Source organism: Amycolatopsis sp. NPDC000009 (genome assembly GCF_055563465.1).
In genome coordinates this window covers 24,270-44,098 of sequence record NZ_JBVHDI010000004.1, presented here as the reverse complement: position 1 = coordinate 44,098, position 19,829 = coordinate 24,270, and the positions used below count along the sequence as shown (strand labels likewise).

General features: G+C 68.7%; 19 protein-coding genes. 6 read left to right on the top strand and 13 right to left on the bottom strand.

Going from position 1 to position 19,829, the window contains the following annotated elements; all coding sequences use genetic code 11:
• Positions 1–48: 48 nt before the first annotated feature.
• The 7 genes from ACZ3HL_RS13605 to ACZ3HL_RS13575 form a co-directional block, all read right to left on the bottom strand.
• Positions 49–1,452 (bottom strand): LCP family protein, encoded by a 1,404-nt coding sequence (locus ACZ3HL_RS13605; protein ID WP_465531611.1) that lies wholly within the window; start codon positions 1,450–1,452, stop codon positions 49–51.
• Between the two features lie 796 nt (positions 1,453–2,248).
• A complete protein-coding gene (locus tag ACZ3HL_RS13600; protein WP_465410329.1) occupies positions 2,249–2,977 on the bottom strand; it encodes a GGDEF domain-containing protein in 729 nt (242 codons plus the stop codon).
• A 65-nt stretch (positions 2,978–3,042) separates the two neighbouring features.
• Entirely contained in the window at positions 3,043–3,654 is a 612-nt protein-coding gene (gene idi / locus ACZ3HL_RS13595; protein WP_465410330.1) for an isopentenyl-diphosphate Delta-isomerase, read from the bottom strand.
• 58 nt (positions 3,655–3,712) lie between these two features.
• Entirely contained in the window at positions 3,713–4,546 is an 834-nt protein-coding gene (locus ACZ3HL_RS13590; protein ID WP_465410331.1) for an alpha/beta fold hydrolase, read from the bottom strand.
• 22 nt (positions 4,547–4,568) lie between these two features.
• Complete coding sequence (gene dusB, locus ACZ3HL_RS13585; RefSeq protein WP_465531123.1) at positions 4,569–5,714, bottom strand: tRNA dihydrouridine synthase DusB; 1,146 nt, start codon at positions 5,712–5,714, stop codon at positions 4,569–4,571.
• Between the two features lie 106 nt (positions 5,715–5,820).
• Positions 5,821–6,198 (bottom strand): hypothetical protein, encoded by a 378-nt coding sequence (locus ACZ3HL_RS13580; protein ID WP_465410332.1) that lies wholly within the window; start codon positions 6,196–6,198, stop codon positions 5,821–5,823.
• Positions 6,195–6,410, bottom strand: a complete 216-nt coding sequence (locus ACZ3HL_RS13575; protein WP_465410333.1) for a hypothetical protein — start codon at positions 6,408–6,410, stop codon at positions 6,195–6,197. Before ACZ3HL_RS13575 ends, ACZ3HL_RS13580 begins: the two co-directional genes overlap by 4 nt.
• Before the next feature lie 212 nt (positions 6,411–6,622).
• On the opposite strand from ACZ3HL_RS13575, the gene ACZ3HL_RS13570 reads away from it, so the two are divergent.
• Together ACZ3HL_RS13570 and ACZ3HL_RS13565 are read left to right on the top strand one after the other, a co-directional pair.
• The gene (locus ACZ3HL_RS13570) at positions 6,623–8,614 is read left to right on the top strand and encodes a DUF2339 domain-containing protein (RefSeq protein ID WP_465531121.1); all 1,992 of its coding nucleotides are present in this window, start codon (positions 6,623–6,625) and stop codon (positions 8,612–8,614) included.
• A gap of 43 nt (positions 8,615–8,657) precedes the next feature.
• Entirely contained in the window at positions 8,658–9,059 is a 402-nt protein-coding gene (locus ACZ3HL_RS13565; RefSeq protein ID WP_465531119.1) for a TIGR03667 family PPOX class F420-dependent oxidoreductase, read from the top strand.
• Here ACZ3HL_RS13565 and ACZ3HL_RS13560 read toward each other — a convergent pair.
• On the bottom strand, positions 9,056–9,607 hold the full coding sequence (locus ACZ3HL_RS13560) for a superoxide dismutase (protein ID WP_465410336.1): 552 nt from the start codon (positions 9,605–9,607) through the stop codon (positions 9,056–9,058). The two genes, ACZ3HL_RS13565 and ACZ3HL_RS13560, sit on opposite strands and share 4 nt — an antisense overlap.
• A gap of 124 nt (positions 9,608–9,731) precedes the next feature.
• Here ACZ3HL_RS13560 and ACZ3HL_RS13555 point away from each other — a divergent pair, with 124 nt between their 5' ends.
• Together ACZ3HL_RS13555 and ACZ3HL_RS13550 are read left to right on the top strand one after the other, a co-directional pair.
• Entirely contained in the window at positions 9,732–10,706 is a 975-nt protein-coding gene (locus ACZ3HL_RS13555) for a DMT family transporter (RefSeq protein ID WP_465531117.1), read from the top strand.
• Positions 10,651–11,115: a DUF6328 family protein gene (locus ACZ3HL_RS13550; protein WP_465410338.1), complete on the top strand. Its 465-nt coding sequence runs from the start codon at positions 10,651–10,653 to the stop codon at positions 11,113–11,115. The genes ACZ3HL_RS13555 and ACZ3HL_RS13550 overlap by 56 nt, the downstream gene beginning before the upstream one ends.
• Here the strand turns inward: ACZ3HL_RS13550 and ACZ3HL_RS13545 are convergent, their stop codons facing one another.
• Entirely contained in the window at positions 11,116–11,643 is a 528-nt protein-coding gene (locus tag ACZ3HL_RS13545) for a hypothetical protein (protein ID WP_465410339.1), read from the bottom strand.
• A 77-nt stretch (positions 11,644–11,720) separates the two neighbouring features.
• Here ACZ3HL_RS13545 and ACZ3HL_RS13540 point away from each other — a divergent pair, with 77 nt between their 5' ends.
• Together ACZ3HL_RS13540 and helR are read left to right on the top strand one after the other, a co-directional pair.
• A complete protein-coding gene (locus tag ACZ3HL_RS13540) occupies positions 11,721–13,535 on the top strand; it encodes a LamG-like jellyroll fold domain-containing protein (protein WP_465531115.1) in 1,815 nt (604 codons plus the stop codon).
• 173 nt (positions 13,536–13,708) lie between these two features.
• A complete protein-coding gene (helR, locus tag ACZ3HL_RS13535) occupies positions 13,709–15,913 on the top strand; it encodes an RNA polymerase recycling motor ATPase HelR (protein ID WP_465531113.1) in 2,205 nt (734 codons plus the stop codon).
• A 79-nt stretch (positions 15,914–15,992) separates the two neighbouring features.
• On the opposite strand, the gene ACZ3HL_RS13530 is transcribed toward helR, so the two are convergent.
• The 4 genes from ACZ3HL_RS13530 to ACZ3HL_RS13515 form a co-directional block, all read right to left on the bottom strand.
• A complete protein-coding gene (locus ACZ3HL_RS13530) occupies positions 15,993–16,487 on the bottom strand; it encodes an Lrp/AsnC family transcriptional regulator (RefSeq protein ID WP_005167158.1) in 495 nt (164 codons plus the stop codon).
• A gap of 168 nt (positions 16,488–16,655) precedes the next feature.
• Complete coding sequence (gene lysA / locus ACZ3HL_RS13525) at positions 16,656–17,999, bottom strand: diaminopimelate decarboxylase (protein ID WP_465531111.1); 1,344 nt, start codon at positions 17,997–17,999, stop codon at positions 16,656–16,658.
• 141 nt (positions 18,000–18,140) lie between these two features.
• Complete coding sequence (locus ACZ3HL_RS13520; protein WP_167551730.1) at positions 18,141–18,299, bottom strand: DUF6307 family protein; 159 nt, start codon at positions 18,297–18,299, stop codon at positions 18,141–18,143.
• A gap of 184 nt (positions 18,300–18,483) precedes the next feature.
• Positions 18,484–19,509: a fatty acid desaturase family protein gene (locus ACZ3HL_RS13515; RefSeq protein WP_465410344.1), complete on the bottom strand. Its 1,026-nt coding sequence runs from the start codon at positions 19,507–19,509 to the stop codon at positions 18,484–18,486.
• Between the last annotated feature and the right edge of the window lie 320 nt (positions 19,510–19,829).

The window sequence follows — 19,829 nt, the reverse complement described above, 5'->3', positions numbered from 1 at the left end:
CCGCATCCCAGAGTGAACCTGACGTGAACCCGGACTAACGAATGTTCCTCAGCCTGAGCTGCTGCTCTTCTTGGTGCCGCCGGACTTGGCGGAGCTGGTCGGAGCGGGTGCCTTCTCGCCCGCGGGTGGCGCCGGTGCCTTCTCTTCGAGCGGGGTGTTGTTGATCAGCGCGTCGAAGACGGCCTTCGCCCGGCTCTGCACCAGCACCTCGTTGCCGCGTTTGTTCGCCTCTTCGGTGGTGGGCACGGTGAGGAACTTGACCTTGTCCGAACCCATCCCGCGCATCGACTTCGCCAGCGTCATCATCTGGTTGATGCCGAGGTTCTCGCCGAAGGTGGCCTTGGCGAACGCGTCGATGAATCCGCTGAGCTTGCCGGTGTCCAGGATGACGTCCTTCGACATCACCGTCTTCAGCAGCGCGCCGAGAAAGGCCTGCTGCCGTTTGATCCGGCCGTAGTCCGACGTCGGGTCGCCCTTGACGTGCCGCGCCCGGACGTAGTTCAGCGCCTGGTCGCCGGAGATCCGGACCTCGCCGGCCTGCGGGATGATCATGCCGAGCGTGGTGTCGTCGACCGGCTTCTCGTTGTACACGGTGACGCCCTGCACGGCGTCGACCATGGATTTGAAGCCGTTGAAGTCGATCCCGACGAAGTGGTTCATCTTCATGCCGGTGATCTGCTGGATGACCTTCGTGACGCACTGCGGGCCGCCGACCGCGTAGGCCGTGTTCAGCTTCGCGATCTTCTGCGCCGGCGCGGACTCTTCCGAGTACGACGACGTCGCCGGGTCCCACCGCTTGCATGCGGGACGGTTGATCTCGAGGTCGCGCGGGAACGACACCATGACGACACGCTGCCGGTCGGCGGGGACGTGCGCGATCATGACCGTGTCCGAACGGGCGCCCGGGGTGCCGTCGGCGTCGCCGACACCGTCTTCGGCGGCCGCGCCGTCGCGGGTGTCGGAGCCGACCATGAGGAAGTTCTCGTCACCGGTCTGGCCCGCGGCGTCCTGGATGTCGGCCGAGTCCTCATCGAGCGAAGCGACGGTGTTGAACTTCGCGTCGAACCAGGTCTGGGCGCCCCAGGCCGAACCGATGGAGAGGAACACGAGGGCGGCGACCACGGCGGCGGCGATCCGGCCCGCCTTGGCCGTCTGCCTGGTCTTGCGTTTCTTCTTCTCCTGCAGACGGGTCTGCGGGGCCGGCTCCCCGGCGGCTTCCGACGGCGCGGAATCGGTGGTCGTGACCACCCGCTGCAGTGCCGTGCGGGTCTGCTCCAGCAACGCGGCGGGGCGGGCGGCGAGCCGTTCGCGGCGCTCGCGCTTCTTGGCCTCTTCGGCTTCGAGTTCGTCGTGCGCGGCGGAGAACCGGGCCAGGGTGTGGTCGATCTTGCGCTTGGTGATCGTCGCGTCGTCGATCGCCTCGAGCTCGTCGGTCATCGTGAGCCGGTCCATCTCGGACCTCGGCGGGACCGGCGCCTGCTGCACCGGCCGCTGCACCGGGCGGCGGGGACGGCGCGGGGGCGGCGGTACCGCGGGCTGCTGCTGCGCGCCCGGGTTCACCAGCGGTGGACGGCGCTGAGTCGGGGCTTCGGGACTGGGCGCGGCCTGCGAAGTGCGGCGCGGCGGGCGCGCGCGAGGCGGACGCGGGGCCTCTGTGGGCTGTGGGTTCAGCGGTGGCGTCTGTGCCCGCGGCGTGGCGGGTTTGGCCGCGCGGGGCGCGGGCGCCGGGTTTTCGACAGGAGCGGCGGGGCGAGGACGACGCGGTGCGGGCGGCTCCGTCCGAGCGGCGCGCACGCCGGGTCTCGGAGGCTCGGGCGCCGGTTCGCTCTGCCGGAGGCGGCGCGGAGCCGGCGCCTCGGCGGCGGGATCGAAGACCGGGCGTTCCCCGGTGTGACGTGCGACGACGTCCGAAACGCTGATACCGCCGTGGGTGTCCATCGAACGGCGCCGAGCCCTGCGGCCGCGCTCGCCGGCGCTCCTGTCGGTGTGACTGTGGCGACCGGTCCCCGGGTTGTGGTGCTCGTCGGGCACTCGGTCTCCTTTCACGACTCGTCGAAGCTCTTTCGTTATCGTACGGACACCTCGGGTTCGTGACGACAACCATCCCGGAATTTTCTTCACTCAAGGTACCGAGAAGCGCCGAACGGTCCATGCGATCGGGTGAGCGGTCGTGGTTAAAGCTGCGTTAAAAGGTGTGAAACCACTACGCAGAGTGCGAAGCTCGACTGGGTGGGGTGCCGGTGAGTGGCTAGGCGCCCGCGGACTCGGCCGCGTTCATCTGCTGCGGAATCGTCCTTGACGATTCCGCGTCCTGATAGGCCACTTTGTTTCGCCCGGCCCGTTTCGCCATATACAACAAAGCGTCGGCACTGCGCAACTGCCGTTCCGGTTCCGCTCCGATATCCGGCTCGGCGCGGCTTTCGTGCGCGAGTCCGACGCTGATCGTCACCGAGAGGCCGGGGCGGATCCGGCGCCACGGATGGCGGGCGACCCGGATGCGGGCGGTGTCGGCGATGCGCACGGCGCGGGCGGCGTCGACGTCGGGGAGGACGAGCGCGAACTCCTCGCCGCCGTAGCGGGCGCAGAACGCTTCGGGTGGGAGTCCTTGCTGGAGGAGGTCGGCCACTTCGCGGAGCACGCGGTCGCCGACCAGATGTCCGAAAGTGTCGTTGACGTCCTTGAACAGGTCGAGGTCCACCAAAGCGATGGCCACACCGGGCGGGCCGCGATGGTCGACGGCCGGACCGTGCAGCCACTGATCGAGGTAACGGCGGTTGTAACTGGACGTCAGGGTGTCCCGCAGGCTGCCCGCCCTGGCGAGGTCCAAAGCGGACTTGAGGTGGTGGTACGCGCGGCGCCAATCACCCTGCGTGGCGAGAACTCGTGCGATCGACTCGTGCAGGGTGAGCAGATCGGTGCCCGGCGCGCCCGGTGGGAGCGCGGCCTCGTCGTCGGCTGCCACGCTCACCTCCGCCACGAATTGGTTTTCGTCGTATAGGAGGGATCTCTTGAGGTATGAGTACGGGCCAATGCGAATATCGCTCAAGAGGACGACGGTTCGGCGCCATTGTCACGCACCGGAGTGCCGTTCGGTAAGGACGAAAACGGCTCGATGTCTTTGAGCTGCGAAAACTGATCTTTCGCCCAGTAACTCACGTCAGTCACATCGTCATTCAGCAACAGTGCGTAATCATTCCAGCTCAGCCAGCGCCAGTCGCCGACCTCGTCCGGATGCGGTTCCGGATCTTCGTCGACCCAGGCGACGAAGACCGGGCAGAACTCGTTCTCGACCACGCCTTCGAACGGCGGCGTCGAGTAGCGATACGCCGGAAGGACGCACCTGAGCCCGTTCAGCCGGGGCAAGCCGAGCTCGAAGGCGGCCCGGCGCCGGACGGCCTCTTCGATCGGTTCACCCGGTGCGGGATGCCCGCAGACACTGTTGGTCCACACCCGGGGCCACACCTTCTTGGTGGCGGCGCGGCTGGTGATCAGGAGGGCCTGGTCGCGGCTGCGCAGCAGATAGCAGGAGAACGCCAGGTGCAGGCGGGTGTGCTCGTGGTGGGCAGCCAGCTTGGGCGCGGTTTCACCGGTCGGCTCGCCGTCCTCGGTGACGTAGACGATGCGTTCGGTGTCCACTTCGGTCATGTTGTTCATCCGCCCCACTGAACCAGCAGGCGCGCGGTAACGGGTACCGCGACCAGGGTTACCCCTGTTAGTGGGATGAAAGGTGCTCCACGAGCAACGAGGTGACGGCCTCGGGTGCCTCTTCCACCACCCAGTGCGAGACGTCCTCGATCATCTCGAAGCGGTACGGGCCGGTGACCCGGTTCGCGGTGTCGAGCGCGGCCGTCGAGCCGAAGGCGGCGTCCTCGGTGCTCCAGATGTAGAGCGTCGGTACCTCGATCGGGCCGATCTTCCCGCCGGGGCGGCCGGCGCGGTACCAGTTGAGCGCGGCGGTCAGCGCGCCCGGTTCGGACAGGCGCTGGACGTATTCGTCGACCTTGCTCGGCGGAACCTTCCAGTCGAACATGCGGCGCAGCGCGTCGGCGTCGTTCTCGAGCATCCGCCGTTCGGTGACCCTGGTCTGCCGCCATTCGGTCATGTACGCGGACCGGAGATGCTGGTCCTCGTCGGTCTTCATGGCCTCCGCCAGCGCCGCCGGATGCGGCGTCGAAATCACCGCGAGACTGCGGAGCCTGCCGGGATGCGCGTCGGCCGTCCACCATGCGACAGCGCCGCCCCAGTCGTGTCCGACGAGGTCGAATTCGTTCCACCCCAAGCGATCCGCGATCGCGATGACGTCACCGACGAGGTCGTCGATGCCGTACTCGGATGCTTGTTCCGGCCGGACGTCCGGGGAGTAGCCGCGCTGATCCGGGGCCACCGCGCGATAGCCGAGCACGCCGAGCGTCGCGACCTGGTGCTCCCATTCCACCGCGGCCTCGGGAAAGCCGTGCAGCAGCAGTACGGGGCGGCCGTCTTCGGGGCCGGCCGCGATGGCGTCGAAGGAACCGGCCGCGGTGGGGATGCTCAGCTGCTCGATCACGACGCCGACTTTACGGGGACGGCTATCCGCCCGAATGCATGTCCTCGGCCTCGGGCACGCAGTCGTCGTCCGGGTCGTCGAGCCAGCCGTGCGGCAGCGTGACCTTGCCCGGCGAACCCTGCCGCCCGCGCGGCCCGGTGGCGGCGCTGGGGAACGGGGCGTCGTGGTCGAGCTTGGCGATGAGATCGTCGAGTTCGTCCATGCTGGACAGCATCGCGAAACCGCGGCGAAGTTCGGAGCCGACCGGGAAACCCATGAAGTACCAAGCCATGTGCTTGCGGATGTCGCGCATCGCCTTGTCGTGGCCGTCGTGCTCGACGAGCAGTTCCGTGTGGCGGCGCAGCACCTTCGCGACCTCGCCGAGGTTCGGCGGCGTCGGCTGCGGGCGCCCGGCGAAGGCCGCTTCGAGTTCGCCGAACAACCACGGCCTGCCCAGGCAGCCGCGGCCGACCACGACACCGTCGCAACCGGTCTCGTCGACCATGCGCAACGCGTCTTCGGCGGAGAAGATGTCGCCGTTGCCGAGCACCGGAATGCTGGTGACCGCTTCCTTGAGGGCCGCGATCTTCGTCCAGTCGGCCTGGCCGGAGTAGCGCTGCGCGGCCGTGCGCGCGTGCAGGCTGACCGCCGCCGCGCCCTCCGCCTCGGCGATCCGCCCGGCGTCGAGGTACGTGAGGTGGTCGTCGTCGATCCCCACCCGGAACTTGACCGTGAACGGCACACCCGCCTCGGCCGCGGCCTTCGCCGACTCGCGCACGATGTCGGCGAACAGCTTGCGCTTGAACGGCAACGCCGCGCCGCCGCCCTTCCGCGTCACCTTCGCCACCGGGCAGCCGAAGTTGCTGTCGATGTGGTCGGCGAGCCCCTCACCGGTGATGATGCGGACGGCCTCGGCCATGGTCTTGGGGTCGACCCCGTAAAGCTGCATGGACCTGGGCTTTTCGTTCTCGCCGAAGGTCATCATGTGCATGGTGCCGGGGTGGCGCTCGACCACCGCGCGGGCGGTGATCATCTCGCAGACGTAGATGCCGGCGCCGTACTCCTGGCACAGCCGCCGGAACGCGACGTCGGTGATGCCCGCCATGGGAGCGAGCACGACCGGCGGATCGACCTCGTAGGGGCCGATCTTCAGGCTGGGCTTGCTCAGGGTGGCTGTCACGTCCTCCATTGTCGCCTGTGGTGTCTGTCACGCGAAGGTGGGCCGGTCGTCGCCGAGAATCGACCACGAGCGCCCGGTGCTCTCGCCGGAGAAATCCCGACGGCCGTTCGGAACGTCAGGACGACTTCGCCAACTGGCTGACACGCTGGAACGACATGCCGAGCACTTCACCGGCTTCGCGTTGTGAAACTCCAAGAGCGAGCAGTTCTTGAACCGCCGCACGGTGTTCGGCGGCCGCTTCGGCCTGCTTGCGTTGGGCCTCTTCGCGCAGGACTTCGGCGCGGGCTTGGTGATCCTTGACGGAACTTGGCAGGTGCACTTCGAGGTGCAAGTCGTACTCGTCGTTTCCGGCGCCGTCCATGATTTCGATGAGCTCGTTGGCCATCGTCACGACGTCCTTGTAGCGGAGAGCCTGGGTCGAGCGGTCGATCTCTCGGACGCGGATCAGCCAGAATCTTCCATCGCGAGTGACTTCGGCGTGGTAGGTCTTCACTTCCTCCACCATCCTTTCCCGAGGACGCCCTCGCATTCCTTGAAAATGTCGACGGCGAAGACCTCGCCCAGTTCGGTATGGCGCGGGATGGGGATCACCACACCGTTCAAGGTGTAGATGGTGTGGTTGGCGCCTTCCCGTTGCAGAATCCACGCCGCGCGTTGCCGCCTGGCGGCGACAGCGATCTTCTTGATGACCTCTCGTCGTCTCACAGCGTATGTCTAGGCAGGGCTAGACGCAAGCGTCAATAGCGCCCTAGACATCTACTGAGATGGGATGGAAAAGATCGTCTCGTTGCGACTGCGCAACACGGCGGATGCGAGCGCTCCGGGTCTGGGCCCGATCGCGATGATCTTGCAGGTCGCGACCACATCGTCATCACGATTGAGTAGTGCTACGGATCCCTCCGGGCCCTTCAGGCCGCATGCTGATCGCCATGACCACCGATGGGGATGTGCTCCTCAGGCTCGCCGGGGAGATCGACGACCTTGGGGCCCGCCTCGCGCGGGTCGGCACGGAGCTGCGGACCGTCCAGTCCGCGGCGGAACCGAAGCACGAAGAGGCCACTGAGCAGGCCGGGCAGCAGGCACCGCAAGCCGAGGAGGCCCAGGCTCGACCGCAGGTGCCCGAGCAGGCGCCGCAGCCTCAGGCTCAGCAGCCGCAAGCCGAGCAGCCCGCACCTCAGGCTCAGCAGCCGCAGCAAGCCCCGCAGCCGCAGGTCCCGCAGCAGCCGTACCCCCACGCCCAGTATCAGCACCCGCAACACGCCCACTACCAGCAGCAATACCAGCAGGCCCAGTACCAGCAAGCCCAGTACGCGCAGTGGCAGCAACAGCAGTACCGCCAGCAGTATCAGCAGCCGTACCGCCCGTACCAGCCCGCCCCGAAGGTGTCCCTCGCCGAGAAGCTGGGCAAGGAAGGCGCGGGCAGCAGGCTGCTGGCCTGGATCGGCGGCGCGGTCACGTTGCTCGGCATCGTGCTGTTCCTCGTGCTCGCGATCCAGCGTGGCTGGTTCGGCCCGGTGCCGCGGGTGATCGGCGGTGCCGTGCTCGGCGCGGCGCTGGTCGGGATCGGGCTCCGCCTGCACCGCACGCCGGCGGGCCGCACGGGCGCGTTCGCGCTCGCCGCCACCGGTATCGGCGCGCTGTACCTCGACGCCATCGCCGCGACGACGATGTACGAGTACCTCCCGGCCTACGCCGGTCTCGCGCTCGGCCTGCTGATCGCGGTCGGCGGGTTGCTGCTGGCCGTGCGGTGGAAGTCGTCGCTGCTCGCGACGGCCGTCGTGCTCGGCTGTGTGGTCTGCGCGCCGATCATCACGCAGGGGTTCACCCCGCAACTGGTCGCGTTCCTGCTCGTGGTCCAGGTCGCTTCGACGCCGGTGCAGCTGCGCCAGTCGTGGCCGTCGGTCGCGGTCGCGTCGGGGATCCCGCCGCTGGTCGCGTCGGTCTTCAGCACGGCGTTCACCGGTCTCGGCGGCAGCACCGCCAACACCGCCGCCGCGCTGGCCGTGGGTGGCGTGGGACTCGCGCTGGCCCTGATCGTCACCGCCAAGCGGCCGGGGGACGCCGCCGCGCTCGTCCTGCTCGCCTTCGCCCCCGTGCCTTCGCTGCTCGCCGCCTTGTTCCTGCCGAAGACTCCGGCCGTGCTGGTCACGGCGTCGGTCGCGCTGGTGCTGCTCGCGGTGTGGGCCGTCGGTAAGTGGCTCGACGGCTGGACCGGTGAGCTCGCGGGCGCAGCCGGGCTCGTCGCGGCCCTGCAGACGACGATGACGCTGTTCGACGGCAGTGCCCGTTCGGGGATCCTGATCGGCGAAGCGGTCCTGCTGTCTCTGGTCGCACTGTGGACGAAGAAGCACGTCGCCCTCTTCGGCGGGCTGGGCTTCGCTGTCATCGGCGGCATGATCGCGCTGGTCTTCGACGTCCCGCCGACGCTCTTCTTCCTGATCCGGAACCGTCCGGACGCCGATCTCGCCGCGGCGTTCCTGGTGGCACTCGCGATCCTGGCCGTCTCGATCACGCTTCCGTGGGTCGCGCACCGGCTCGGGCTGTTCAAGGCCGCGGCGGAGAACGTGGTGCCGTGGCTCTTCGCCGGGGTCTGCGGGCTCTACGGCGCGGGCGCGATGGTGCTGTGCGGCGCGATGCTGGCCGTTCCCGGCCGCTCGGGTTTCCTGGTCGGCCACGTGGTGATCACGGTGTCCTGGACGGTCGCCGCGCTGGTGCTGCTCGTCCGCGGCATCTCCGCGGTCAACCTGCGGGTGATCGGCTTCGTGCTGGTCGGCGCGGCGGTGCTGAAGCTGGTGCTGTTCGACCTCGCCGCGCTGGACGGCCTGGCCAGGGTCGCCGCCTTCCTCATCGCCGGGCTGGTGCTGCTCGGCGCAGGGACGCGGTACGCGAAACTCGTCGCGTCCCGCTGAGCGGACGAGGAAGAAATGCCGCCGGGTCGTGGTTGGTGGGTTCATGACCTACCAACCCGACCCGCGGCTCGCCGAGCGGGCGAAGGAGAACGTCGCCTGGCTGACCACGATCAGCCCGAAGGGCCGTCCTTCGCCGCGCCCGGTGTGGTTCGTGCTCGATGGTGACGACATCATCGTCTTCAGCCAGCCGGACACGGCGAAGACCCGGCACATCGAAGCCAACCCCGAGGTCAGCCTCCACTTCAACAGCGACGAGCACGGGGGCTCGATCCTGGTGATCGGCGGCAGGGCCGAGATCCTGCCGGACGGTCTCGCGTCGGAGCAGCCGGGCTTCCTCGGCAAGTACGAGAAGCACTACCCGGCGATCGACTACGACGTCCCGAAATTCGACCGGGAGTACCACGTCCGGATCAGGATCCGGCCCGAACGCACCTGGGGCTTCTAGAAGCCGACGGTCACGCAGGCCAGCCTGGCGCCCGCCGTCCCGGCGTGGCCCGGGTGGGTGTGGGTATGCGTTTCGTGGATCACGATGGAGTTCGCGCGCCGATCGGTGAACGTCCAGTCCACTTTGGACACGGCGGCGCCGCGGCCGGTGGCGTCGGTGGTGAGGTCGAGCCAGATCTCGTTGCGGGGGTTGGCGTAGGCCGGATCCACCGACGGCTTCACCGGGTCTTCGACGTTCTGGTAGTGCGGTCCGGCCAGATCACCGGTGGCACCGCACGGTTTCGTGTGCGCGTGGGCGCCGTATTCGCGGTTGGGCAGCAGGCCGGTCACGAGGACCGCGGTCGAGGTGCCGAGATGCCTGGACGTCAACCCGAAGACGTGCGCGCGGGCGCCGGGCGGCACCAGTTCGGGTTTGTAGCTCGTGAGACCGCTCTTGGCGGTGATCACGTGGACGCGGGAGCCGGGGACGGCGGTGGCCGGTCCGGCGCCGGCGGTCAGGGCCAGTGCGGCCGCGGACAGGACAAGCGAGAGTGCGGGGACGGGGCGCATGCCCCTTGCCTAGTCCGCACGAATCGGACACGCCAGGGTGGTCACTCGGTCGGGCGATCATTCTCAGACTATGAGCAGAGTGCGCGCGCCAGCGCGTCCGTTGAGGGCGGTGGCGGGGGCATGGATGGAAGGACAAGTGAGTAACAACCCTCCGGACCGCACCTGGCTGGTCGCGGTCGCCGCCGCTCTTTGGGGTACCGACGGGCTTTTGCGGCTGCCGCTCGCCGAGGCGCTCCCGGCGGCCACGGTCGTCTTCTGGGAGCACCTGCTGGTGGTGCTCGTGCTGAGCCCTCTCGTCCCCGGCGCCATCCGCGCGCTGCGCCGGACCGGCCCGCGGGAATGGCTGGCCGTGCTCGCCATCGGCGGCGGGTCTTCCGCGCTCGCGACGGCGATGTTCACCGCGGCCTTCAAACTGGGCGACCCCGTGACGCCGTTGGTGCTGCAGAAGCTCCAGCCGGTGTTCGCCGTGCTGGCGGCGTATTTCGTGCTCCGTGAGCGGGTCCGCCCGGGATACGCCTTGTTCGCGGTCCCGGCGCTGCTCGGTGCCTGGCTGCTGGCCTTCAAGGATCCGCTGAACATCCAGGTCGCCGCGGCGAAGGCGGCCCTGCTGGCGATCGGCGCGGCCGCGTTGTGGGCGGCGGGCACGGTGCTCGGCCGGATGCTGTCCACCGAACTCGCGCCGAAGGAGGTCACCACGCTGCGCTTCACGGTCGGCCTGCCGGTCTCGGCGGGGATCGTGGCGTACCAGGGCGGCCAGTTCGCCGTCGGCTGGGACAACGCGCTCGGGCTCGGCCTGCTCGCGCTGGTGCCCGGCCTGCTGGCGCTGAGCCTCTACTACGTGGGCCTGCGGTCGACGCCCGCGGCCAGGGCGACGCTGGCCGAGCTGGCGTTCCCCGTCACGGCCGCCGTCATCGGCGTATTGTGCTTGAACGCCGATTTGTCGGGTACTCAGTGGCTGGGCCTCGCCGTTGTGGTCGTGTCAGTGACTTCGCTCGGCTGGCACGAAAAGGTCAGGCGTCAACCGATGGTCTTGGAGCCGCTGAATGGTCGAGCACACCGGCGAGACGAAGAACGAACGCCTGACCCGCAACGTCAGTGAGCTCCTGCAGGAGCTGCGGGTCGCGCAGGCCGGTGTCCAGATCCTCTTCGGTTTCCTGCTCACGGTGGTGTTCACCGACGAATTCCACCAGGCGAGCGGGTTCGAGAAATCCGTCCATCTGACGGCGGTCCTGCTCACGGTCTGCTCGACGGTGCTGCTGACGGCGCCCGCCGCGTGGCACCGGCTGCTCTTCCGCACCGGGAACCGTGAGCGGATCCTCACCGTCGGCAATAGGTCCGTCCTGGTCGGGCTCGGTTGCCTCGCGGCCGCCATCATCACGACCGTCGCGCTCATCGCCAAGGTCGTCTTCGGCCCGATCGCGATGACGATCCTCGGCGTGTTTTCGGCCGTGCTGTTCGTCGTCATGTGGTTCGTGGTGCCGAAGAAGATCGACCGCAACGGCGACTGATCAGCGGCCCGTGCGCACCGGGGTGCTTCCGGGCAGGCCGAACGCGGCGGCCGACACGTTCCGGGGGTCGTCCGGGCTCGCGCCGTCGAGCACCCGGCGGGCGCCGACCCACGAGAACATCTCCTTGACCGAACGTGAGTAGCCGGCGCCGTCCTCCGCGAACTTCCGGTCGAGCACGCGGTATCCGCCGGGAGTGCGTTCGACGCGGTAGACCACCGGCTGACGGCGGAATCCGCCGCGCGTGACGAGCCCGTCGCCCTCTTTCGCGACCTCGTCGCAGCTCGCGACCAGGCCGATCTTGACCCGGTCGCCGTCCGGCCGGGTCTCGATCACCTTCTGCGTGCACACCCAGCGGACTCCCGCGTCCCTGGAACCGGCGAGCGCGCGCAGATGTTCGTCGATCGGCGGCAGCGCCTCCCGTGCGACGGCGTCGTCCACCGAAGGCATCTCGTCCACGATCCACCAGCCTGCCGCGGCCACCACCACGCCGACCCCGGCGAGTACGGGCCAGCGTTTGACGTTCCCCATGGGACGAAGCTACCGAGCGGGGCAAGTGTTCATCCGCGGTTCGGAGCGCGTTGCCTCCGCGACCGTAGGTTTCGGCCGTGAACGACTCATCCAGACGGACCTTCCTGCGCGGCGCGGGCCTGCTCGGCGCCGGTGCGGCGGTCTCCGCGCTACCCGCGCTAGGTGCTCCCGCCGCTTCGGCGACCTTCGGCCATCACGGCCCGGACCTCGAAGACGGCCGCTTCACCCTCGCGGTGCTGCCCGACACGCAGTACCTCTTCGACGCCGACCGCGGGGACCCCGCGCCGTTGGACGCCACCCTGCGGTACGTCACCGGCGGCGACGAGAACATCGTCTTCCTGGCGCATCTCGGCGACCTCACCGAGAACGGGCAGCCCGGCGAGTTCGAGCAGATCAGCCGCTCGTTCCAGCACCTGGACCGGCGCCGGTTCCCGTACAGCACGCTGGCGGGCAACCACGACATCAAGTCCTCCACCGACGACCAGCGCGGCCGCACGCCGTACCTGGACGCGTTCGGACCGCAGCGGCAGCGCGGTTCGCGGACCTTCCGCGGCGCGAGCCCGGACGGCTACAACAGCCACCACGTCTTCCGCGCGGGCGGACGCGAGTGGCTGCTGCTCGCGCTCGACTGGCGGCCGTCGGCGGGCGGGCTGGAGTGGGCGCGGTCGGTGCTCGCGCGGAATCCGCGGCTCCCGGCCATTCTGACCATCCATGAATTGGTATGGGCCGACGAGGCCGGACAGGCCCGGTTCTCGGAGTTCGGCCAGAAGGTGTGGGACGAGCTGATCGACGGGAACGATCAGATCTTCCTCACCCTCAACGGGCACTACTGGCCGCCGGGCCGCACGGTGAAGCGGAACAAGGCGGGCCACGACGTCCATCTGCACATCACGAACTACCAGGACCGCTACTACGGCGGCAGCGCGATGATCCGGCTCTACCGCTTCGACCTCGCGCGCGACGTGATCGACGTCCGCACCGTCTCGCCGTGGCTGGCGGACCAGGCGCCGCGGCTGAACGAGCTGCAACGGCAGGAGATCGAACGCACCGGCCCGGCGGACTACTTCAGCCTGGAGATCGACTTCGAATCGAGGTTCGCCGGGTTCGCGCCGGTCCCGGTCCCGCCCGCGCGGCCCGCCGGGCGGCAGCTGATCCGCGGGACCGTGGCCTATTGGCGGTTCGAGGGCCGTGACGGCGCGCCAGTGGACGGTGTCCGTGACCTTTCGGGCCGGGGCAACGACCTGGTCCGGGTGACCCTGCCCGGCAGCGCGCCCGAGGCGCTGCGGTTCTCCGGCGAGTTCTCCGGGCGGCAGCCGTCGAGGTCGAGCCTGCGGTTCGACGGCGGCAAGAAACCGGCTCGCGGCGGGTATCTGCGCACGGCGGACTCCGCGCCGATGAACGCGGAGACGTTCGCGCGCGGCTACACCGTCGAGGCGTTCGTGAAGCTGCCCGCGGATTTCAAGGACGGAAAGCACGCCTGGGCCGCGATCTTCGGCAGGCAGGGCTCCGGCGGCAAGGCGGGCAAGACCGGCGACGATCCCGGCGAGCCTTCGGCCACACTGTCCCTTTCGGACGGTGCGGCGGTCCAGTGGGCGGTGTTCCCGGTGAACCAGAACGGGATCTCCACCTGCTGGGGGCACGAGCTGAAGCTGGAGAAGTGGATCCACGTCGCGGCGGTCAACGACGGCAGGCGGACGACGCTCTACGTCGACGGCTGCCCGGTGCTGCGGAACCCGAAGACGCCGGCCGCGGGGATCGCGAACCCCGGCGGCTCGTGGCTGATCGGCGCCTACGCCTACGACTCGATCGTCGAGCAGGCGTTCCACGGCTGGCTCGGCGATGTCCGGGTGGTGGGGCGCGCGCTGGACCCCCGCGAGTTCATGCTCGGCTGAGCGGGTCGTGCGCGGTAATGGCGGATGTTCGTCCCCATTGTCGCGCACGATCGTTTCCGGGGGAATGCCGGGTCCCTCTTGACAAGCGGTGGACAATAAAAAATCGGCGCCCGATTCAGAATTGCTGATCGACGCGCCGAATGTGTTGTCAGTCTAACCGCTGTGAGGGGAACTTGTCAAATCAGGGGTACGACGAGGAATTGAGATCCGAACGGCAGTACGTGGCGTCGCTCTACCGGCGGTTGGACGCCGAACGCGCGCGGGTGAAGGAGGCGTATGCCGGTGCGCTGCGAGGAGAAGGCTTCGCGCTGTCCGACCGTGAGGTCTCGGCCGGTGCGAAGGCGCGAGAGATGGCCAGGCTGAAAATCGCCGACGAGGGTCTTTGTTTCGGCCGGTTGGACGCCCTTTCGGGAGAACGGTCCTACGTCGGCCGGATCGGTCTTTTCGACGAAGAGAACGACTACGAGCCTTTGGTGCTCGATTGGCGGGCGCCGGCGTCGCGCGCGTTCTACTGCGCGACGGGCGCGTCCCCGGAAGGAATGGCGCGGCGCCGTCAATTCCGCACCCTCGGCCGCGACGTCCGCGACTTCGCCGACGAGGTCTTCGGCCGTCCGGAATCGGCGGGGGAACGCGGCGACGCGGCACTGCTGGCCGCGGTCAACGCGCCACGCGGCGAAGGGATGCGGGACATCGTCGCGACGATCCAGGCCGAGCAGGACGAGATCATCCGGCTGGCGCACGCGGGTGTCGTCGTCGTGGAGGGCGGTCCGGGCACGGGGAAGACGGCGGTGGCGCTGCACCGCGTGGCGTACCTGCTGTACACCAAGCGCGAGCGCATGGAACGCCGCGGCGTGCTCGTGGTCGGGCCCAGCAGCGGTTTCCTCGACCACATCGGCCGTGTCCTGCCGTCGCTCGGCGAGACCAGCGTGGTCTTCGCGACGCCGGGTGACCTCGTGGCCGGTCTGCGCACCGAACGCGAGGACCCGCCGGCGGTCCAGCGGCTGAAGGGCTCGCTGGCGATCCTGGACGTGCTCGCGGCCGCGGTGGCGGACCGGCAGGAACTCCCCGCCGAGGCGGAGCCGATCGAACTCGACGACGTCACCGTGTCGCTGGACGCCGGGGTCGCCGCCGCCGCGCGTGCGGTCGCCAGGGAAAGCGGCCTGCTGCACAACGAGGCGAAGACCGTCTTCGAACGGGAGGTGATCGCCGCGCTCGCGACGCGGGCGGTCGACCGGCTCGGCGCGGGCTGGCTGCCGTCGGACGACGAGCACACGCGCCCGGAGATGCTGAAGAACGCCCGGCGCGACCTCGAAGCCAGCGAGCAGCTCCGCGCGGTGCTCGATCGCCTTTGGCCGTCGCTGACGCCGCAACGGTTGCTCGCCGACCTCTACGCCTCGCCGGAGCGGTTGCGGGCGGCCGGCGCCGACCCGTCGCTGTTCCGCGAGGACGCGGACGCGTGGACGGTCGCCGACGTGCCGTTGCTTGACGAAGCCGTCGAACTGCTCGGCGTCGACCGCACCGCCGAACGCCGGGCGGAGGAACGGCAGCGGCGGGCCCGGATGGAGTACGCCGAGCGAGTGCTGGAAATCGTCGAAGTCGAGGAGGACCACGACGACTACGAGTTCGCCCTGCGGCCGACGGACGTGCTGATGGCCGAGGAACTGGCGGACCGGTTCGCCGAGCGTGACGAACGGGATCTCGCCGAACGCGCCGCGGCCGACCGGGAATGGACCTATGGCCACGTCGTGGTCGACGAAGCGCAGGAGCTGTCCGAAATGGACTGGCGGGTGCTGATGCGGCGCTGTCCCAGCCGGTCGTTCACCGTCGTCGGGGATCTCGCGCAACGGCGGTCGCCGTCGGGCGCCCGGTCGTGGGACGCGATGCTCTCGCGGTACGTCGCCGATCGCTGGGTGTACCGGAAGCTGACCGTCAACTACCGGACGCCCTCGGAGATCATGGCGGTGGCGGCTTCGCTGCTGGCGAGTTTCGCGGGAGGCGCCGTTCCGCCGGAATCGGTGCGTTCGTGCGGGGTGCGTCCGTGGGCTCGTCGACTGTCCGAAGTAGACATAGAGGATGCCATCGCCGAGTTCACCCGCGAGGAATCGGGTCGCGAGGGGACGTCGGTCGTCATCGGGCCGCCGGGAGTGCCCGGCGCGATCGCGCCCTCCGCGACCAAAGGACTGGAGTACGACGCCGTCCTCGTGGTGGAACCGGAGCGGATCCTCGCGGACGGCCCGAGCGGCGAGGCGGAACTGTACGTCGCGCTCACGCGGGCGACGCAGCGGCTCGGGGTCCTGTACACCGGGACGCTGCCGAAAGTCCTCCGCGGTCTCGATTCCGGGCGGCGGACTCCCGACGCGTTCCTGCGCTGCGTCTAGCCCTCCCGTGAACGCCATGAACGGACCGTTCCTCGCGAAATTCGCGAGGAACGGTCCGTTCATGGCGCGGGACGTGCCGTCAGCGGGTCAGGTTGCCCCAGGCGTATGTCTGTTTCGCGAGTTTCAGGTAGACCAAGGTCTCCGTGCTGACGACACCCGGGATGGGCCGGATGTCGTCGTTCAGCACACTCAAGAGGTGTTCGTCGTCCCGGCAGGCGACCTCGGCGAGCAGGTCGTAGCCTCCCGCGGTCAGCACGACGTAGTGGACGTCCGGCAATCCGGAGAGCTGGTCGGAGACCGCCCGCGGATCGCCTTGGACCCTGATCCCGACCATCGCCTGACGGCCGAGCCCGACGTTCGCCGGATCCGTGACCGCGACGATCTGCATCGTCTCGTCCCGCAGCAGCCGCTGGACGCGCTGCCGCACGGCGCCCTCCGACAGTCCGACGGCCTTGGCCAAGGCCGTGAACGAGGCCCGCCCGTCGACTTGCAGTAGAGCGATCAGAGTGCGATCGGTATTGTCCAAACCCCTAGGTGTGCGCTGCTCCATCTGCGCGCGTGGTTCGTCACCCATGCCGTCCCTCCCTTTGTTTCGGCATGCGATTCTTGTCGCGCAGCGTATCGATCAATGTCCAGAATGCTACCGCCGTTAAGTTGTTTGTCGCGATTCTCTTTCCCTGCCCCTTCGGGCAAAGGATTCTGTCGCGTGACAGGCCAGGTGCCGAGGATTTCGGACGGCGGGTCAGCCGAGATCGCGTTTGAGCAGGTCTTCCTCGGTTTCGCGGCGGACGAGCAGCGTCGCCGTACCCCGGGAAACGCCGACCACCGGCGGCCTGCCGACGAGGTTGTAATTCGACGCGAGCGAGTGGTGGTACGCCCCGGTGCAGGGGACGGCGAGCAGATCGCCGGGGTGGACGTCGTCGGGGAGCGTGAGCCCGTCGGCGAGGACGTCACCCGATTCGCAGTGCCGTCCGACCACCGTCATCGGCCGCCTGGCCGCGCGGCTGCGCCTGCCGATCAGGCGCGCGGTGTACGCCGCCCCGTAGAGCGCGGGCCGCGCGTTGTCGCTCATCCCGCCGTCGACCGCGACGAAAGTGCGCGAACCGCGTTTCACCGCGCAGACCCGGTACACGGTGATACCCGCCGGGCCGACGATGGCGCGACCCGGTTCGATCGTCAGTTTCGGCAGGGGGAAGCCGTGCGAGGAGCATTCGTAGGCGAGCGCGACCCGCAGACGGCGCACATAGCCGTCGATGTCGAAACCCGGATCGCCGGGCAGATAACGCACGGCGTGCCCGCCGCCGAGATCCAGTTCGCGCAGGGTGACACCGTGGGTCTCGCGGAGTGCGACGAGCACGCCGACCATCTTGCGCGCGGCCAGTTCGTAGAAATCCACCCGCGACACCTGCGAACCGATGTGGCAGTGCAACCCGGCCAGCCGGAGCCCTGGCTGCGCGAGCACCGCGGAGACGGCCCGGCCGAGGTTGTCGCGGACCCCCTCGCGCAACGAGAAGCCGAACTTCTGTCCTTCGGTGCCGGTGGTGATCGCCGCGTGCGTGCCCGCCGCGACGTCGGGTGTCACCCGGATCAGCACCTGCTGCGCGCCGGTGGCCAGCGCGCCGAGCTGCTCGATCTCGTCGAGCGAATCCACCACGATGCGCCGGACGCCGTAGGACAACGCCGCCTTGAGGTCTTCGGGGGTTTTCGCGTTGCCGTGCAGCAGGATCCGCTCGGGGGGAAAGCCGACGGACCGCGCCACCGCGATCTCGCCCGCCGAGCAGGTGTCGAGGGAAAGCCCTTCCTCGGCGACCCAGCGCAGAACCGCGCGGGTGCACAGCGCCTTGCTCGCGTACGCCACTTCGGCGTCCGGCAGCGCCTTCCGGTACGCGCGCGCGTTCTGGCGGACTTCGTCCTCGTCGAGCAAGTACGCCGGTGTCCCGAACCTCGCGGCGAGGTGGGACACCGGCGCGCCGGCGAACAGCAGTTCCCCGCCTGGCCCGAGCCGGGTGCTCCGTGGCCAGACCCCGGGTTCGAGGTGGTCGGCGGCCTCGCAGCCGAGGCTGGGCAGGAGCTCGCTGAGCGTCACGGTTACCTCCGCGTCGATCGGTCAGTGCCTCATAAGCACAACTCCGATCGACCCGGCCCGGCCGTTCCGGCAACGTGTCCCTGACGTTTCGCGAGGGCTCGCTGACGCCTTGTTAACGCGCGGGTAACCCGGGTCACGCTTCTAGCGGACGGGCTCCGGGACGGTGTCGAGCGCCCGCACCATGTGCACGGCCAGCGCGAACGCCGCCTCGTTGTCGAGGTCGGTGTGTTCGTTGACGATCTTCTTCACGGTGTCCACCCGGATCTCGTACCGGGAGACGGGGACGGTGTCCGCGTTCATGGTGATCCTCTATTCGGTTTTTTCGGGTTCCGTGGCGCAGGTACAGCCGCGGCTGAAGCCACCGGCCGCGGTCGCGGTGCAGACCGGCGGGCGATCGCGTCGTGCTCGGACATCGGATGCGGACAGCTCGGGCACCGGTCGCCGGTGGCGGGCTCGGCGACGTCGCCGAGGGAACGGACGGAGGTCATCGGACACCCACCGGTTGAGCACGCAGCGGCGCCCCGACCTCGTGCAGATGCCGGAGCACGTAGCCGTACGACGCCGCCCAGCCGCACTGCGCGTAGTCGATGCCGTGCTTCGCGCAGAACTCCCGCACGATCACCTGCGCGTGCTTGAGGTTCGGCCGCGCCATGCTCGGGAAGAGGTGGTGCTCGATCTGGTAGTTGAGCCCGCCGAGCGCGAAGTCCACGACCGGGCCGCCGCGCACGTTGCGCGAGGTGAGGACCTGCTTGCGCAGGAAGTCGAGCTTGTGCCCGGCCGACAGCGTCGGCATGCCCTTGTGGTTCGGTGCGAACGAGCAGCCCATGTACACGCCCCACAGGCACTGGTGCACGGCGATGAAGACGAAACCGACACCGGGCGAGAGGACCACGAACACCGCTGTCAGGTACGCGGCGACGTGGGCCAGCATCAGCGCCGCTTCGAGTTTTCGCCGCTTGAACCCGCGCTGGAACATCGCCGTCACGCTCGAAACGTGCAGGTTCAGGCCTTCCAGCAACAGCAGCGGGAAGAACAGGAACGCCTGGTATTTCGCCATCCAGCGCAGGAAACCACGCCGTTCGGTGCCCTGCGCCTTGGTGAAGATGAGCGCGGCGAGGTTGACGTCCGGGTCCTCGTCCTCGTGGTTGGGGTTGGCGTGGTGGCGGGTATGCGTGCCGATCCACCAGCCGTAGCTCAGCCCGGTCAGTCCACCGTGGACGAAACCGGTGACGTCGTTCGCCCTGCGGCCGCGGAAGATCTGCTTGTGTCCCGCGTCGTGGCCGATGAAGGACAGCTGCGTGAACATCATCGCGAAGAAGGCGGCGAGGAACAGCTGCCACCAAGAATCCCCGAGGTGCGCGAAGGCGACCCAACCGCCCGCGAAAGCGAGCAGATTCAAGGAGATCTTCACCGCGTAGAACTTTCGGCGCCGGTCGAGGAGACCGGCGTCTTTGACCAATTTGGACAGTTCGGCGAAGTCGCTGCCCTGCCGCGTCTGGGTGGAGGTCATGGTGGATCACACCGTTCCGGTTCTCGTGAAAGTGGGCAATCCAGCAACGGGTTCACAACACCGAAGGGGCTGGTGCGGCCGAGAAGAGGCACTGGTACCACAACACGCCACGGACGCTCCGTGGTCTTGGTCCAGCGTCGCACGACAGCGGTGCGGAAGCAATTCACCAAAGCCGCACGATCTGGCGTACAGTCGAAGACATCGAGGGAAATTTCCCCCGGTTCCGTCCGGTCGCGAGAATCGATCGGAGACAGGAGCACCGGCCAGACATCGTTCTTCGCGCTCTTGGTCCCGCCGGCTTCGCCGGTGAGCAGCCGCCC

Excerpts from the sequence above, each read along its gene's own strand:
- ACZ3HL_RS13545 (WP_465410339.1), bottom strand. The coding sequence starts at position 11,643 with ATGGGGAACGTCAAACGCTGGCCCGTACTCGCCGGGGTCGGCGTGGTG.
- ACZ3HL_RS13565 (WP_465531119.1), top strand. The coding sequence starts at position 8,658 with ATGACCTACCAACCCGACCCGCGGCTCGCCGAGCGGGCGAAGGAGAAC.
- ACZ3HL_RS13555 (WP_465531117.1), top strand. The coding sequence starts at position 9,732 with ATGGAAGGACAAGTGAGTAACAACCCTCCGGACCGCACCTGGCTGGTC.
- ACZ3HL_RS13570 (WP_465531121.1), top strand. The coding sequence starts at position 6,623 with ATGCTGATCGCCATGACCACCGATGGGGATGTGCTCCTCAGGCTCGCC.
- ACZ3HL_RS13520 (WP_167551730.1), bottom strand. The coding sequence starts at position 18,299 with ATGAACGCGGACACCGTCCCCGTCTCCCGGTACGAGATCCGGGTGGAC.
- ACZ3HL_RS13550 (WP_465410338.1), top strand. The coding sequence starts at position 10,651 with ATGGTCGAGCACACCGGCGAGACGAAGAACGAACGCCTGACCCGCAAC.
- ACZ3HL_RS13530 (WP_005167158.1), bottom strand. The coding sequence starts at position 16,487 with ATGGGTGACGAACCACGCGCGCAGATGGAGCAGCGCACACCTAGGGGT.
- dusB (WP_465531123.1), bottom strand. The coding sequence starts at position 5,714 with ATGGAGGACGTGACAGCCACCCTGAGCAAGCCCAGCCTGAAGATCGGC.
- ACZ3HL_RS13560 (WP_465410336.1), bottom strand. The coding sequence starts at position 9,607 with ATGCGCCCCGTCCCCGCACTCTCGCTTGTCCTGTCCGCGGCCGCACTG.
- idi (WP_465410330.1), bottom strand. The coding sequence starts at position 3,654 with ATGAACAACATGACCGAAGTGGACACCGAACGCATCGTCTACGTCACC.
- ACZ3HL_RS13515 (WP_465410344.1), bottom strand. The coding sequence starts at position 19,509 with ATGACCTCCACCCAGACGCGGCAGGGCAGCGACTTCGCCGAACTGTCC.
- ACZ3HL_RS13605 (WP_465531611.1), bottom strand. The coding sequence starts at position 1,452 with ATGGACCGGCTCACGATGACCGACGAGCTCGAGGCGATCGACGACGCG.